At 71.6% G+C, this 14,948-nt stretch carries 12 protein-coding genes; 8 read left to right on the top strand and 4 right to left on the bottom strand.

Annotated features, from left to right (window positions below; all coding sequences use genetic code 11):
• Positions 1 to 73 precede the first annotated feature (73 nt).
• A complete protein-coding gene (locus NR792_RS22115; RefSeq protein WP_375754661.1) occupies positions 74 to 1,627 on the bottom strand; it encodes a 4-alpha-glucanotransferase in 1,554 nt (517 codons plus the stop codon).
• 202 nt (positions 1,628 to 1,829) lie between these two features.
• On the bottom strand, positions 1,830 to 2,453 hold the full coding sequence (locus NR792_RS22110; protein WP_375754660.1) for a hypothetical protein: 624 nt from the start codon (positions 2,451 to 2,453) through the stop codon (positions 1,830 to 1,832).
• A gap of 108 nt (positions 2,454 to 2,561) precedes the next feature.
• Between NR792_RS22110 and NR792_RS22105 the strand changes: the two genes are divergently transcribed.
• The 7 genes from NR792_RS22105 (at position 2,562) to NR792_RS22075 (ending at position 9,277) form a co-directional block, all read left to right on the top strand.
• Positions 2,562 to 3,146, top strand: coding sequence for a DNA-3-methyladenine glycosylase (locus NR792_RS22105; RefSeq protein ID WP_375754659.1), 585 nt, complete (start codon positions 2,562 to 2,564; stop codon positions 3,144 to 3,146).
• A 35-nt stretch (positions 3,147 to 3,181) separates the two neighbouring features.
• Positions 3,182 to 3,811, top strand: a complete 630-nt coding sequence (locus NR792_RS22100; RefSeq protein ID WP_120524966.1) for an RNA polymerase sigma factor — start codon at positions 3,182 to 3,184, stop codon at positions 3,809 to 3,811.
• Between the two features lie 65 nt (positions 3,812 to 3,876).
• Positions 3,877 to 4,116, top strand: coding sequence for an anti-sigma factor (locus NR792_RS22095; RefSeq protein ID WP_014399836.1), 240 nt, complete (start codon positions 3,877 to 3,879; stop codon positions 4,114 to 4,116).
• Positions 4,113 to 5,183 (top strand): radical SAM protein, encoded by a 1,071-nt coding sequence (locus tag NR792_RS22090; RefSeq protein WP_375754658.1) that lies wholly within the window; start codon positions 4,113 to 4,115, stop codon positions 5,181 to 5,183. Before NR792_RS22095 ends, NR792_RS22090 begins: the two co-directional genes overlap by 4 nt.
• A 176-nt stretch (positions 5,184 to 5,359) precedes the next feature.
• Complete coding sequence (locus tag NR792_RS22085) at positions 5,360 to 6,121, top strand: SDR family oxidoreductase (RefSeq protein WP_375754657.1); 762 nt, start codon at positions 5,360 to 5,362, stop codon at positions 6,119 to 6,121.
• 145 nt (positions 6,122 to 6,266) lie between these two features.
• Positions 6,267 to 6,890: a DedA family protein gene (locus NR792_RS22080; protein WP_375754656.1), complete on the top strand. Its 624-nt coding sequence runs from the start codon at positions 6,267 to 6,269 to the stop codon at positions 6,888 to 6,890.
• 92 nt (positions 6,891 to 6,982) lie between these two features.
• Positions 6,983 to 9,277, top strand: a complete 2,295-nt coding sequence (locus tag NR792_RS22075; protein WP_375754655.1) for a hypothetical protein — start codon at positions 6,983 to 6,985, stop codon at positions 9,275 to 9,277.
• Between the two features lie 219 nt (positions 9,278 to 9,496).
• Here NR792_RS22075 and NR792_RS22070 read toward each other — a convergent pair whose 3' ends face one another.
• The gene (locus NR792_RS22070; protein ID WP_375754654.1) at positions 9,497 to 12,646 is read right to left on the bottom strand and encodes an ABC transporter substrate-binding protein; all 3,150 of its coding nucleotides are present in this window, start codon (positions 12,644 to 12,646) and stop codon (positions 9,497 to 9,499) included.
• A 66-nt stretch (positions 12,647 to 12,712) separates the two neighbouring features.
• On the opposite strand from NR792_RS22070, the gene NR792_RS22065 reads away from it, so the two are divergent.
• Positions 12,713 to 13,756, top strand: coding sequence for a transglutaminase domain-containing protein (locus NR792_RS22065; protein WP_375754653.1), 1,044 nt, complete (start codon positions 12,713 to 12,715; stop codon positions 13,754 to 13,756).
• Here NR792_RS22065 and NR792_RS22060 read toward each other — a convergent pair.
• Positions 13,740 to 14,765, bottom strand: a complete 1,026-nt coding sequence (locus NR792_RS22060; RefSeq protein ID WP_375754652.1) for an arginine N-succinyltransferase — start codon at positions 14,763 to 14,765, stop codon at positions 13,740 to 13,742. The two genes, NR792_RS22065 and NR792_RS22060, sit on opposite strands and share 17 nt — an antisense overlap.
• Between the last annotated feature and the right edge of the window lie 183 nt (positions 14,766 to 14,948).

The following is a 14,948-nucleotide window of genomic DNA, read 5'->3' as shown; positions in this document are numbered from 1 at the left end:
GCAGGCAAGGCGTCCCCTGCGTCAGCGCCCGGGGCGGCCGTGTCCAGCGCGGCCCCGGGGCGGATGAGTCAGGCTAGCGGCGCGACGAGGCGGTGAGCCACGCCAGGCGCTCCGCGGCGTCCTTCGTCTGGGCTTCCGTGAGCAGCGCGTCCGTGTTCTGCGCGATGCGGTAGGCCCAGTTGGCGTCGCCCATGGTGCCGGGCAGGTTGATGCGGTCGCGCGTGCCCAGCACGTCCTGCCACGGCAGCACGCACAGGTCCGAGCCCGCGTTGAGCGCCGCGGCCAGCGTGGCGCGGTGGATGTCCGGGGTGAACTCGCGCGTCACCGCCACGCCCTGGAACTCCGGCCACACGCGCGCGGCGTTCTGGCGCTCGTCCTCGCGCGCCTGCTCCCACCACTCGGCCTGCGGCTCCGTGTCATGCGTGCCGGTGGTGACCAGCGACACGGCGGGGAACTGGTGCGGGTCGCGGTAGGTGTTGTCGTCGCGCTCCCAGCGCAGCACGCGGTAGCCGGGCAGCTTCAGGTCCGCGAGGATTTGACGCACGAACGGCGGAATCACGCCCAGGTCCTCGGCGACGATGCCCGCGCCCTCCGACAAGAGGCGGAAGTGCTTCTCACCCTGGCGGCGCCAGGTGGCCTCGTCCGCGGGGACGAAGTAGCCGGTGGGGTTCTTCTCGTCGCGGATCCACTGGCGGAAGTAGCCCACCGCGTGGTCCACGCGGCGCAGGTCGTAGTAGCTGGCCGCCTTGGCCGCGCGCTTCTTCAGCCACGCGTAGTCGTCCTTCTCCATCGCGGCGAAGTCGAAGTAGGGCAGGCCCCAGTCCTGGCCCGTGGCGGAGAAGTCGTCCGGCGGCACGCCCAGGCGCGCGTCGCGGCGCAGGATGTCCGGGTGGGCCCAGCAGTCGGAGCTGTCCTGCCCGATGATGAAGGGCTCGTCCCCGCACAAGAGCACGTCCTTCGCCTTGGCCTGCGCGCGGACCTGGTTCCACTGCGCCTCCGCCAGCCACTGCAGCCAGGCGTGGTAGCGCACGCGGCGCTCCAGGCCTTCCTTCTGGATGGCGAGCAGCGCCTCCGGCTGGCGCGTGCGCAGCCCTTCGGGCCACTCCCACCAGGGACGGCGCCCCTCCTTCTCGCTGATGGCGGTGAAGAGGGCGTAGCTCTCCAGCCACTCGCCCTGCGCCTCGCGCCACTTCTGGAACTCCTGGGCGCGCGGCGTGCGCGCGGTCCACTCGTGCTTCTCGAAGTGGTCGAAGGCGCGCGCGAACGCGGCGTCCTTCAGCGGGAACACCAGGTCGTAGCGCACGCGCGGCGCGCCCCGGGCCTCCGCCAGCTGCCCCTTCTGCGTGTCGCTGAGCGCGCCCTCGCCGCCGGTGGCCTGGAACTCCGGCACCTGGTGGAGGTCGATGAAGAGCGGGTTCAGGCCGAACGCGGACCGGGTGGCGTAGGGGCTCGGGTCACCGGGCGCGGTGGGAAGCAGGGGCAGCACCATCAACAGGCGCTGCCGCGCGGCCTTCATCCAGGAGAACAGGCCGTCCATGGCGCCGAAGTCGCCAATGCCGAAGTCCGTCCGCGAGCGAAGGGAGAACAGGGGAAGCAGGAGACCGGAGAGCCGGCCAGGAGTGGACATGCGGCCCAATCTGCCCCAGCACCGGGCCGGTGTGAACTGCTGTCGCGACGCAGTGCACACACGCCTGCCTGTCAGCCATTTGGAAGACGCAGCGGTGGACCCTTGGACGATGCGAGCGCTCAGTGGTTGACGAAGCGCACCCCAGACGGAACTCGACCGCTTCCCGCACGCCTGGCCCCCTGGCGTCAGGGGCGCCGCGCCTTCAGTCCTGGAGGTCGAAGTCCAAGGTGACCTCGGCGGCATCCCCCGGGCAGGTGCCAGCCGTCGGCCCCTGGACCGTCAGCTCCAGGTGCCCCCGGAGCCGGTCCTCCGAGTTCTCCTCCAGCACGAACCGGCCGGAGACCTGCTGGATGGCGGTCTTCTCGTCGTCCCCGTCCGAGCAGAACGACTGGGTCCAGGCCGCCTTCAGCTCCGGCGAGTGTCCGGGGCCGGGCTCGAAGTGGACGTCGTCGTCGGTCCCCTGATACCGCTGGCCCGGGACATGGGCTGCTCCGTCGATGGCGTACTCCGCGGGCCCGCTCCCCTTCGCGAAGAGCTCGAAGTCCACGTAGACGCAGAGGCCCCGGGAGTCCTCCCGGCGTTCCGCCGACAGGTTGTCCGAATGGCAGAAGCTGAAGACCGGGCCGAGGTCGAACTCGGAGTCCCGGCCCGCATGGGGGCGGACCAGGCTGGAAGCCGACGTGGGGAATTCTTCCCAGACGTCGCCATGCCGCACCCGCATGTGGCCGGTGACGGTCGGCTCCCTCCCGCACCCGGTCCCTCCCAGGACCGCGAGCGACAGCGCCAGGGCGAACGGGACACGGCGGAAGAGAGGAGGCCTCTTCATTGGGTTGTGCATGAGGTCGTCTGCCATCATCTTTCGCACCCGGACAAGCCTCCCTGTCGTCGTGGGTGGCCCCGGCCCCGGCTCCATGTCCGGTCACGCTCCGCACCCATGAAACCCCTTCCCCTGTCCTTCTACGCGCGGCCCACCCTGGAGGTGGCGCGCGACCTGCTGGGCACCCTGCTGGTGGTGGACGGGGTGAAGGGCCGGCGCGTGGGCCGCATCGTGGAGGTGGAGGCCTACCTGGGCGAGCACGACCTGGCGTGCCATTCGTCCAAGGGGCGCACGCCCCGCACCGAGGTGATGTTCGGGCCGGCGGGGCGCTCGTACGTCTACCTCATCTATGGAATGCACCACTGCTTCAACGTGGTGACGGACGCGCCCGGGGTGGCGGCGGCGGTGCTGGTGCGGGGCGTGGAGCCGGTGGAAGGCATCCCGCCCGGCGAGCGGACGGACGGGCCCGGGCGGCTGTGCCGGGTGCTGGGGCTGAACCTGAACCACAACAACCTCGAGCTGGACTCGGACGGGCTGCACCTGTTGCCAGGGGCGCCGGTGCCGGACGCGCGGGTGGAGCGGGGGCCTCGCATCGGCGTGGAGTACGCCGGGGCGTGGGCCGCTGAACCCTTCCGGCTGTGGGACCGGGACAGTGGACACGTCAGCCGCTTCGTGTCCCGGCGGCCTCGCCGTCGTCCTTGACGCGGAACGTTCTGGCTGGTTGGGTGGAAAACGCCATGTCCCAAGAGGCTTCCCAGGAAGAAGACCGGCAGGAAGAAGACCGGCGGCTCCTGGCGCGCGCCCAGGACGGCGACGTGTCCGCCTTCGAGGCCCTGGTGGGCCTGCACCAGGACCGGGTGTACGGCCTGGCGCTGCGGATGACGCGTTCAGAGGCGGACGCGGCGGAAATCACCCAGGACACCTTCCTTTCCGCCTACCAGCACCTCAAGGACTTCCGGGGCGAGGCGGCCTTCGGGTCCTGGGTGCACCGCATCGCGGCGAACCATGCCCTCATGCGCCTGCGCCACCGCCGGGTGGCCCAGGCCGCGGAGTCGGAGCTCCAGGCACCGGAGTTCACGGAGCGGGGTACGCTGGCGGACTACCCCGTCACGGACTGGAGCCGGGACGCGGAGGAGAAGGCGCTGGACGCGGAGCTGGGGCAGGCGATCCAGCAGGCGGCCGACCGGTTGCCGGAGGGCTACCGGGAAGTCTTCCTCTTGAAAGACGTGGACGGCCTCAGCTACGAACAAATCGCAGAAGTGACGGGGGACTCCATCCCCGCCATCAAGAGCCGCCTGCATCGGGCGCGGCTCGCGCTGCGAGAAGCCATCGACCTGTTCTACAACCGGGACAATCGCGGGGTGTGAAACCCCCAGGGCGCCTCGGCATCTTCGAACTGGAACGAGGGGAGCCGCAGCCAGCCGAGGTTCGGATGTATACGTGCAAAGATTCCATCAACCTCCTGCTGGAGTTCCTTGAGGGCGAGATGCCCGAGGAGGAGGCGCGGCACCTGCAGGAGCACCTGTCGGGCTGCAAGCCCTGCGAGGAATTCCTCAGCACCTATCGGGCCACTCCCGGGCTGTGCAAGCGCGCCATGGCGCTGAAGATGCCCCGGGAGGTGTCGGCGAAGCTGACCGAGTTCCTGCGCTCGAAGATCAAGTCCTGCTCGTGAACCTGAAACAACTGTCGCTGCCGGAATTGGAAGCGGCGCTCGCGCCGGCCCAGCCGTCCGCGACCGCGGTCCGCAAGGTGTTCGCGGGCGTCTTCGCCCACGCCCGTCCCACGGTGGACGCCATCGCGCTGGCGCCCCAGGTGCCGCGCCGGGTCGCGGACCTGCTCCGCGCCCAGGCGGAGCTGCCGTCCCTGAAAATCGTCGAGCGGCGCCAGGCGGAAGACGGCTTCGTGAAGTACCTCTTCGAGTCGCCGCTGGGCGGCCGCATCGAGGCGGTGCGCATCCCCATCTTCGAGGAGAAGTACGTCGTCTGCGTGTCCAGCCAGGTGGGCTGCGCGCTGGCGTGCGACTTCTGCATGACGGGCAAGCTGGGCTTCCAGCGCAACCTCCAGACCTGGGAGATTTTGGACCAGGTGATGCAGGTGCGCGCGGAGGCGGACCGGCGCGTGGGCGGCGTGGTCTTCATGGGGATGGGCGAGCCGCTGCTCAACTACAAGGAGACCGTCCGCGCGGCGCAGATCCTCTCGCACCCGGCGGGGTTCTCCATCTCCGGCACGGCCATCACGTTCTCCACCGCGGGGCATGTCCCGGCGATTCGCCGCTACACCCGCGAGGGGCATCCGTTCCGGCTGGCGTTCAGCGTGACGAGCGCCATCCCGGAGAAGCGCGCGAAGGTGCTCCCCATCGAGAAGACGCACCCGCTGCCGGAGCTGATCCAAGCCATCCGCGAGTACAGCGAGGCGCGGCGCGAGCGGGCGATGATCGCCTACGTGGCCATCCAGGGCTTCAACCTGGGGCGCGAGGACGCGGAGGCGCTGAAGACGGCGTTCGAGGGCATCCCCATCAAGGTGGACCTCATCGACGTGACGGATCCAACGGGCAAGTACCTGCCGCCCACGGCGGAGGAGCTGAGCGCGTTCCGGGACCACCTCCAGATTCTGAAGGCGCCCATCGCGCGGCGCTATTCGGGCGGCAAGGAGATTGGCGCGGCATGCGGCACGCTGGCGGCGAGCCAGTACGGCGGCACCGTGCTGCCGACGCCGGCCGTGTCGCCCCGTCAGGCCTGACGTGTCTTATCCGCCGGCCTGGGCCTCGTGCCCGGCGGCGTTCGCGGCTTCTCGATTCGACGGCAAGAACCGGAGCGCGGGGCATGGCCTCGCGGCGCTACGAGGACCGTGCGCCGCGGCGAAGGCCTGCGCGGGCGCGACCTCATGAGCGGGCCAGTGTCCGGGAGAACCGTCGGATGACGCATCGATTGGAAGGGAAGGTCGCCCTGGTGACGGGGGCGGGTTCAGGGATTGGAAGGGCGACGGCGCTGGCGTTGGCCCGGGAGGGCGCGCGGGTGGTGGCGGCCGGCAGGCGCATGGCACCGCTCGAGGAGACGGTGCGCATGGCCGCGGAGCGGGGAGGGCAGGGGGTGGCCCACGCCGCGGACGTCACGCGGGAGGGCGACGTCGAGGCCCTGGTCCGCTTCACGCTGGAGACGTTCGGGCGGCTCGACGTCGGCGTCAACGCGGCCGGGGGCTCGTTCGGCGGCGGGCCGACCCACACGCTGGACACGGCCTGCTTCCGGGAGTGGATCGACGGGTACCTGGTGAGTACGTTCCTGTCGACGAAGCACCAGGTGGGCGCGATGTTGAGGTCGGGCGGGGGCAGCGTCATCAACATCGGGACCTTCGTCGGGTACACGAAGGCGATGCCCGGGACGTCCGGGTACGCGGCGGCGAAGACGGGGCTCATCGGGCTCACGCGCACCGTCGCGGCCGAGTACGCCCCGCAGGGCATCCGCGCGAACGTGCTCGTCTCCGGCGGCGCGGACACGCCCATGTTCCGGAACTGGAACGCGTCCGATGAACAGCGCTCCGCCGCCGCGCGGCTGCATGCGCTCCAGCGCGTCGCGGACCCGGAGGAGATCGCCAACGCGGCGGTCTTCCTCGCGAGCGGCGAGGCGTCCTTCGTCACCGGGAGCGTCTTCACGGTCGATGGAGGCCTGTCGCTGGTCTGAGCGCCCGGCACCCGCGGGCTGGGGGTTGGCCCCGGCCCGCGCGTGTTCACCGCCGCGCGGACGTGCGGTTCCCGGGTTCCGTCTGGCGGGAAGGCGACTTAAGTCTCGCGCGAGGCGCTTCCCAAGCCTGGAGGGCACCGCGCGGATGTGGATCGAGCACGTCGACAAGCTGATCGGGACGCTGGGGCCGTTCGGGTTCCTGGTGCTCGGCGTGGCGGCGATGCTGGAGTACGTGGTGCCGCCGTTTCCCGGGGACACCATCGTGTTGATGGGCGGCATCTACGCCGTGCGTGGGGAGAAGCCCTGGTGGCTGGTGCTCGCGGTGGTGACGGCGGGCAGCGTGCTGGGCGCGTTCATCAACTACGCGGTGGGCCAGTGGCTGGCGAAGCGCTTCGAGGCGGATCCGAACCGCTCCTTCTTCGGGCTCACGCACGCGCGCCTGGTGCAGGTGCAGACGCGGATGCGGCACGCGGGGCCGTGGCTCTTGCTGGTGAACCGGTTCCTGCCGGGCATCCGGGGCGTCATCTTCATCGCGGCGGGGGCGGCGCGGGTGCCTCGCTTCAACGCGCTGGTGCTGGGGGCGGTGTCCGCGCTGGCGCACAGCGGGCTCATCCTGGCGCTGGGCATGGCGGTGGGCGGCAACCTGGAGCGGCTGACGCTGCTGGTGTCGCGCTACCAGTACGCGGTCATCGGGCTGCTCGTGGTGGCGGCGCTGGGCTTTGGCGTGCGGGCGTTGACGCGGCGGCGTGAGTCGGCCGTGGAACCGTAGCGGGCCCGTCCGGGCAGGAAAATGTGCGGGGACGGCGTGCCGGAGCGGCGCGCACGTTGCGCGGGCCCGGGGTGGCGCGGTTGAGTCGGGGCATGTTCCGCGCCCGTGCTCGCTGGTGGCTGCTCGTGTTGCTCGTCCTGGTGGGAGGGTGCCGCTGTGGGGACGACCCCAATGTGGGCGGTGCGAGCGCCAGCTTCCGGCCGCAGGAAGAGGTCGTGGACTTCGGCCGGGTGCTGGAGGGCACGCAGGTGCGCCGCTCGCTGACGCTGGTGGCCACCGGCCGCGCGGGCGTGACGGTGGAGGCGGTGACGGACGCGCCCTTCTTCGTCGTCGTGTCCCAGATTGTCGTCGCGGGCAGCGGCACGGGCACGGTGGACATCCTGTTCTCCGCGGGCAACACGCCGGTGCAGGGCGAGCTGGTGCTCACCGCGGGGCGCACCACCGCGAAGGTGAAGCTCACCGGCGTGGGCGTGCGTCCGCTGGCCTGCGTGCCGGCGGGCGAGTGCCGCGACTCGCGCTTCGACCTGGAGTCCGGCCAGTGCATCGAATCACCGCAGGCGGACGGCGCGTCGTGCATCCCGGGCAGCCGCTGCCAGGAGAACGGCCGCTGTCAGGCGGGCGTCTGCGTGGGGCAGCCGCGCACGTGTGACGACGACAACCCGTGCACGGTGGACAGCTGCTCTCCGACGCAGGGCTGCGTGACGGAGAGCGTGGCGTGCCCGGCGCCGAGCAACCCGTGCAAGGTGGGCGTGTGCGACCGCAATGCGGGCTGCCAGGAGGTGGACGTGGCGGACTTCAGCCCCTGCGGCGCGGTGAGCTGCAAGGCGGCGCAGGTCTGCTTCAGCGGCTCGTGCAGGACCGTGACGCCGCCGGACGGCTTCGTCTGCGCGCCGGCCACGCCCTGCCAGGACGAAGGCAAGTGCAGCGCGGGCGAGTGCATGCGCCCGGACGCGGGAGACCTGGAGTCCGTCTTCAGCGCGGAGCTGGGCGGCGTGCCCATCGCGGAGGACGGGGGGCCGGTGCTGCTGGTGGACGACGGGACGGTCTACGCCTCGGTGTGCGGCGAGGACGCGGGCTGCTGGCTCGCTGCGTACACGGAGAGCGGGCTGCTGCGCTACGAGTCGCCCTATGAGGACGGGGGCGCGAGGACGTTGCTCGCGGCGTCGGACGCGGGTGTGGTGGTGCTCGCGCCGGAGGCCCTGGAGGCGTACGCGGCGCGAGGCCTGGGAGAGCTGCGCTGGCGCACGTCGTTGGCGCTCTCCGATGCGGCGCTGGATGGAGGGACACCGGAGGGAGTGCCCGGCACGGGAGCGGGCAGGGTGGCGCTCACGAAGGAAGGGGACGTGCTGACGTACGTGACGTGGAGCGGTGATGCGGGCACGGAGCCGCTGCGCTCCAGGCTTATGTTGCTGAGCGCGGACGCGGGAGCGCCGCTGGCGATGGGGCCGGAGGAGGACGGCGGTGGAGCGGCAAGGCTCGCGGTGGATGACGCGCGCGGCGCGTACCTCTACACGCCATGGGATGGACGGCTGGCCTTCACGAGCTGGGCGCCACCTGAAGTGAGCACGGACGGCGGAGCCTTCACGGCACGGATGGGCCCGTATTTCGCGGATGTGTCGGGCCCGGTGCTGGCCACGCGTCAGGACGACGCGCACGCGGCATGGCCCGGTGCATCGCCCCCGGGGCCTGGCTTCGCACCCGGGGCGGCCGCCCTCGGGGACGGAGGTATCGCATCACTGAGCCTCGAGCCGCTCGGTGCAGGTGTCCCAGGTGGTGCCCCGTCCCTGGCGCTGGCGTCGGGACGGTTGCTCGTGGGCACGCAGGCCTTCGTGGACACGGATGGGGGCGTGCTCACCGCGCTGGACTGGGACGCGGGCTCGCGCACGCTGACACCCCTGGCCGAGCCCGTGCTGATGTCTCCCAGCGGCACGGTCGGTCATGCACTCGCGCTCGCGTGCGGCCGTACCGACGGCACCCCTTGCGTCGACACGGAGCTGCGCACCGTGCTGCGCTCGTTCAGCTCCGACGATGGGCACGTCCTCTCGGAGGTGGACGTGCTGCCCTCGCCGCTGCTTCCCGGCGCCTTCCACGAAGCCGCGCTGCTGGAGCAGAGCACCGTGGGCGTGCTCGCGGACGCGGCGCTGCCGAACGGCCAGCGTCAGGCGTGGCTCGAATGGATTGCCTTCGGCAACAAGGTCAATCAGTGCTCCCTGCCGGGCCGGGTGGAGGTCGCGGGCGCGGTGTTCGCGGGGGACCTGCTGCACGTGGCCCTGCGCCGCGATGGCGTCTGGCGCCTGGAGTCCTATCCCGTCGGCATGCGCGCTGAAGCCCGGGGCTGGCCCCAGCGCAACGCCAGCCCCGCCGGGACGCGCAGGGCCGTGCCCTGAGCCAGGGGCTCGCCGCCCAAGCCCCGGACCTCCCTGCGGGCCCCCTCCCACCCGACGCGGTCCCAACCTGTCCGACAGTCGGACAGGTTCGCGCGGGGCGCCGCTGCCGGGGAGCCCTGTGGGCTCTCACCTTCTCATCCGTGGGGACTCGAACCCCGGCGTTCCTGGACGAAGCAGGGACGGGCCTTCCACGCCCGCTCCGACCGTGTCTGGCCGGACTCAGCCGCCCACGGCCGGATCCACCCAGAGGTCCTCGAAGCGCACCTGCGGCGGAGTCTGATGCAGCCGCAGGTTCTGCACGGACGCCGCGGCGGCCGCGTGCGTGCGGTCGTGGTACAGCGGGATGAGCGGACAGTCCTCGCGCGCCAGCAGCTCCGCGCGCTTGTAGAGCTGCGAGCGCAGCTCCGGGTCGATGGACACGCGCGCCTCGGCGGTGAGCCGGTCCAACTCCGGGTTGCGGTAGCCCAGCGGGTACACCGTCTGCGCGCTGGAGTTGAGCAGGAAGTGCAGGAACGCGTCGGGGTCCGGGAAATCCGCCAGCCACAGCGTGCGGAACGCGGGGACCTTCCCCTCGCGCAGGCGCGGCAGGTACTCCTCCGGGCTCATCTGCTCGTGCCGCAGCTCCAGCAGCCCGGCCTGAATCATGGGCCGGAAGAGCACCGCGTCCTCCGCGGACGTGTCGCGGCCCACCGGGTGGTGCAGGGTGAGCTGCAACCGCCGCACGCCTGCCTCGCGCAAGAGCCGCTCCGCCAGCGTCAGGTCCGGCACCGGCGCGGGCCCCAGCTCCTGGGCCCCATCCAGCAGCTCCGGCGGAGTGAAGGTGCGCGCCACGCGAGCACCCGGATGGAACTGCGCCACCACGCTCGGGATGTCCATGCCCGCGCGCAGCGCCCGCCGCACGCGCACGTCGTTGTACGGCGCCTCGTTGAGGTTGAGGCCCAGGAACGCCGTGGAGGGCGTGGTGCTGGTCACCACCTGGTGCGCCTCCAGCCCCTTGGCCTCCGTGTGCTCCACGTGCAGGAACGACACGAGGTCCACCTGTCCGTCCAGCAGCTGCCGCACCGCCTGGGCCCGCGTGTCCGTCATGACGAACTCCAGCCGGTCCAGCAGCGGAACCCCGCCACGCCAGTAGGTGGCGTTGCGCTCCAGCACCATCCGGTCCGGCTGCATGCCGACGACGCGGAACGGCCCGGTGCCCACCAGCTTCCCCGCCGAGTCCATCTTCCCCACCGCCGTGGCCGTCAGCGCCATGAGCTGGAGGAAGAACGCCTTGGGCTCGCGCAGGCGGATCTCCAGCGTGCCCTCGTCCAGGACCTCGATGCCCGCCACCTCGCGCGCCAGGCCGCTGGAGTACTCGCGCGCGCCCTCCACGTCCTCCAGCAGGCTGCGGTCCGGCGAGCGCAGCGCCGGGTCCATCAGCCGCTCCAGGTGGCGCTTCACGTCCTGGGCGGAGAGCAGGGTGCCGTCGTGGAAGGTGACGCCCCGGCGCAGGTAGAAGCGGTAGCGGCGCGCGGAAGGGTCCGCGTCCCAGCGCTCGGCCAGGTCGGGCACCAGCACGCCGTCCTCCAGCCGCACGAGGCAGGAGAAGAGGCACGCCGTCAGCTCCGTCATCTGGTTCTCGACGCTGAACAGCGGATCCACCGACTGCCGCGCGCGCAGCGAGCCCGCCTGGTGCAACCCCACCCGCAGCGTGCCGCCCATCCGCGCGCGGGGCAGCTGGAAGCGGAACACCTCCGCCTCCAGGCTCACCGTCTCGTGGCTCAGCTGGTCCACCGTGCGGTCCAGCTCGTCACCGATGCGGATGACCCGGCGCGCGTCCTCGCGCACCTGGGCCACCTCTTCCCGGATGGACGCGTCGCCCCGGGTGAGCACCTGGTGCGCGGAGCGCAGCTCCTCGATGGCCGCGCTCAGCCGCATCACCGCCTCGGACAGGTCGCGGCCGGTGCGCGCCTGCGCCTCCGCCTTCTGGCCGGCGCTCTGGCCCACGCGAGACATCTCCTGAATCTGGCGCACCAGGTCCCGCGCGTTGCCGGACTGCTCGATGGCCATGCGCGTGATGTCCTCCACGCGCTGGGCCACGCGCTTGCTGGCCTCCACGACGGTGGCGCCCTGCGCCTCCAGCTGCTGCGTCTCCATCACCGTGGCCTCCACGGCGGCGAAGGTGCGCTGGGTGATGGCGCGGATCTCACTCAGGGCCTCCGAGGCGCGGTCGCCCAGGGCCACGCCCGCGGTGGCCTGCTCGCGCCCCTCCTGCACCAGCGCCACGGCGGTCTCCACCGCGTCGCGGATGCCCGTCACCATGGTGCCAATCTCGCGCGTGGAGCGCGTGGTGCGCTCGGCGAGGCTGCGGATTTCGTTGGCCACCACGCCGAAGGGGCGGCCGTGCTCGCCCGCCTGCGCGGCGATGATGGCGGCGTTGAGGGCCAGGAGGTTCGTCTGGTCGGCGATCTCCTGGATGACGTCCACGATGCGGCCAATCTCCAGCGAGCGCGTGCCGAGCATCTCCATCAGCTCGGCCGCCTTGCGCACCGTCTCCTCCACCCGGTACATGCCCTGCACGCTGTCGCCCACCAGCGCCTCGCCGCGCTGGGCGGTGGTGGTGACGGCGACGGCCATGCTGTTGGTCTCCATGGCGCGGCGGCGCACGGCGAAGATGCCGCCCTCCACCAGCGCGACGAAGTCCTCCGCCTCGGAGGCGAAGCGGCCCAGCTCGTCGCCCGACGCGGCGATGTGCGTCAGACGCTCCGTCATCGCCTGGGTGAGGCCGCTGGTGCGCTGGCTGAAGTCGTTGACGGTCTCCAGGCCGTCCACCACCTGGTGCAGCCGCTCGGTCATCTCCAGCAGGGCGCCCGTCGTCTCGTGCGCGAAGGTTTCGATGTGCTGCACGCGCTTGATGGCCACCTGGAGGCTGCTGCCGTTGCCGCCCACGGCGGAGAGCGTGCGCTCCACGGCGCCGCCCTGCCGGCGCGCGGCCTCCAGCAGCATGCGGGCCTGCTCGCTCACGCCGTTGCCGGTGCGGTGCAGGTTGCTCGTCACGCGCTGCACCTGGGACAGGGCGCGGCGCAGGGACAGGATGAGGCGGCGCAGGTCCTCCTGGCCCTCGAAGCCCGTGTGGATGGGCGTGGTGAGGTCGCCCTCCGCCAGCCGGGACATCAGGTCGCGCCGCTCGCGCCGGCGCATCGCGGCGAAGCGGAACCACGCGAGGTAGCTGCCGATGAGCCAGAGGAACGGCACCCCGAGGAGCAGCACCGCCCACCCGGCCGTATCATCCGGCTTACCCGTCACCCACCACAGCACGAAGCCCAGGATGAATGCGGAGACCAGGGCCGCCGCCAGCCCGAACGAGAAAAGGTACCGTTTGGCGCCCATGGACGGGGTGGAACGCTAACCCGCCTTCTCGCGCCGGTCCTCAATTCGACGCATGCTTCGCGACACATGAAGGCCCTGCTCGCCATCGCCGTGCTGGCGCTCCCGGTAATCCCCGCCAGTACGGGCGCCGAGGCCGCCAGGGCTGGAAGCTCGACGCGGTTCGTCTTCGCGTGGCGGGGCGTGCCGGTGGGGACGGTGGGGCTGACCCTGGACGCGGGGCGGTTCACGTACACCAGCCGGCACCTGCACGTGCGCGACGGCCGCGCGGGCGAGCGCGTGCGCGAGGTGACGCTGCGGGTGGACGCCGCGGGGCGCGTGAAGGACGCGGACGCGGTGCCCCAGGCGCTGTGGCTGTGGCGCGGGCCGCCACCCGAGGGCTGCGTGAAGGGCCGCGAGGAGCTGTCCGGCCAGGAGGGCCCCCACTGCGTCACGAAGCGAGGCCCCACGACCGCCGAGGGCACGATGCTGGGCGCGCGCTTCCTCGCTCGTTACGACGACCAGGGCCAGTTCCAGGCGCTGGAGGTGGGCGACTCCCGCTTCACGCGGGCGGCCCCCGGGGAGCGGCTGCGAGCACCGCCGGAGCTCTTCGCGGAAGGGGTGCCCGTGGAGGGCGGCCCCGAGGGCGCGCTGAGGCTCGTACCAGGCGGCCAGGCACGGCCTGCCTCGGTCCCGGCCCGGCTGCCGGAGATGACGGAGTGGACGTCCGCCGAGGCCCGGGCCCTCTCCGCGAAGGTGCACGCGGCCTTCCCGGACAAGGGGCCCACGGCGGCGGACTGGCGCGCGGGAGGGGAGGGCGAGGCCGGAGGCTGCCTGGCCCACGCGCTGCGCTTCGCGTCCCTGGCGCGCTCCCGGGGACAGCGGGTGGGGCTGGTGCACGGGCTGCTGGTGGTGGACGGCGGCGCGGCCCGGCCGCACGCCTGGGTGCGGGTGGCGCTGCGAGGCGGCGGGACGCTGGACCTGGACCCCACGTCCCTGGACCCCGTGCGCCCGGACACGCACCTGGCGCTGGCGCTGGTGCCACCCGAGGGCCCCGGCCTGGAGGCCGGGGAGCGCTGGCTGTCGCTCCTGCGCGGGGACTGGCGCGTGGTGCGCGCTACTCGAACGGAATGATGGACAGCTTCGCGCCCGGCTTCACTTCCAATATCTCCTTGGCGCGAGCAGGCAGGTAGATGACGGTGTTGTCCAGCCGGGCCTGGCAGCGCACGGAGCGGAAGCGGTTGCGGCCGGACTCGCGCTCGGCGGCGACCAGCACGTCGTCGCCCTCCAGCTCGAAGTCCTCCTCCGCCAGCTTCACCGTGCGGTAGCGGCGCACCAGGGTGATGTCCGCCGTGTCCGCCTCGAAGTGTGGGCCGCCGTCGAACGGGTCGATGCGCTCCACGTACCGGAAGCCCACCCGCTCCAGCATCCGCTGCACGCCGCGCGTGGCCGGGCCCACCTCTCCCAGCACCTTCTGCACGCGGTCCGGGAACAGCGACGCGTAGATGTCCGACGCGGGGAACAGCTCCTTGATGAACTCCTTGTTCTGGCGGCTCAGCCGGTCGGCCTCCAGATAGGTGAGCCCGGTGAACTTCTTGCCGCACGCCTCCCACAAGAGGCTGCGCCCGTCCGGGAGCAGCGGCGGGAGCAGCTCCGCCAGCACGCGCGGCCGGAACAGCCGCCGGTGCATGGCGATGAAGAGGAAGCGCACGAAGGACAGCTGCTTGCCGGGCTTGTCCGGCGTCGCGCGGTAGGGCGGGTCCACCACCAGGCCGCCAATCTCCGTGGGGCCCTCGTAGTTGTACGCGATGGACAGCACCTTGTGCCGCAGGTGCCGCTCCAGCGAGGCGGAGTAGTGCTCGCGCTCGCTCACCTCATAGTAGATGTGCGGCGCGTCGTACGTGCCGTGCTGGGCGATGATCATCGACGTGCCGATGATGAGGTTGTTGCGCACGTCCTCCAGCACGAAGAGGTACTCGCGCTCGAACGGGTCCTTCACCTTGCCGGCGAAGCTCTTCACCGACTTGTCGATGATGGCCTCGAGCGTCTCCTCGTTGTTCGGCAGGTTGACCGTGTTCAGCACCGCGGCAAGACGCTTCAGGCCGGGCAAGTCGGTTTTCTGGACGTCTCGCAACACGAGCATGGGGCACGCTGATGAGCGCCCCGGGAAGGGAGCGCCGGAAGGGCCCGTGACCTTACACCACGCCCCCGTCCCGTCAGCCTCCTGCATGCTCCCTTGTCAATGACGCGTTGCGTTCAGGACACCGCTCCACCGTCCGCTCGGTGGGTACGGGCGGCCCGGTCCCGTCGTGAAACACAACTCAAA

The organism is Corallococcus exercitus, from assembly GCF_042231735.1.
Classification (GTDB): Bacteria; Myxococcota; Myxococcia; order Myxococcales; family Myxococcaceae; genus Corallococcus; species Corallococcus exercitus_B.
Note: the sequence above shows the minus strand (reverse complement) of the source record. Positions and strands in the feature narration are given on the sequence as shown.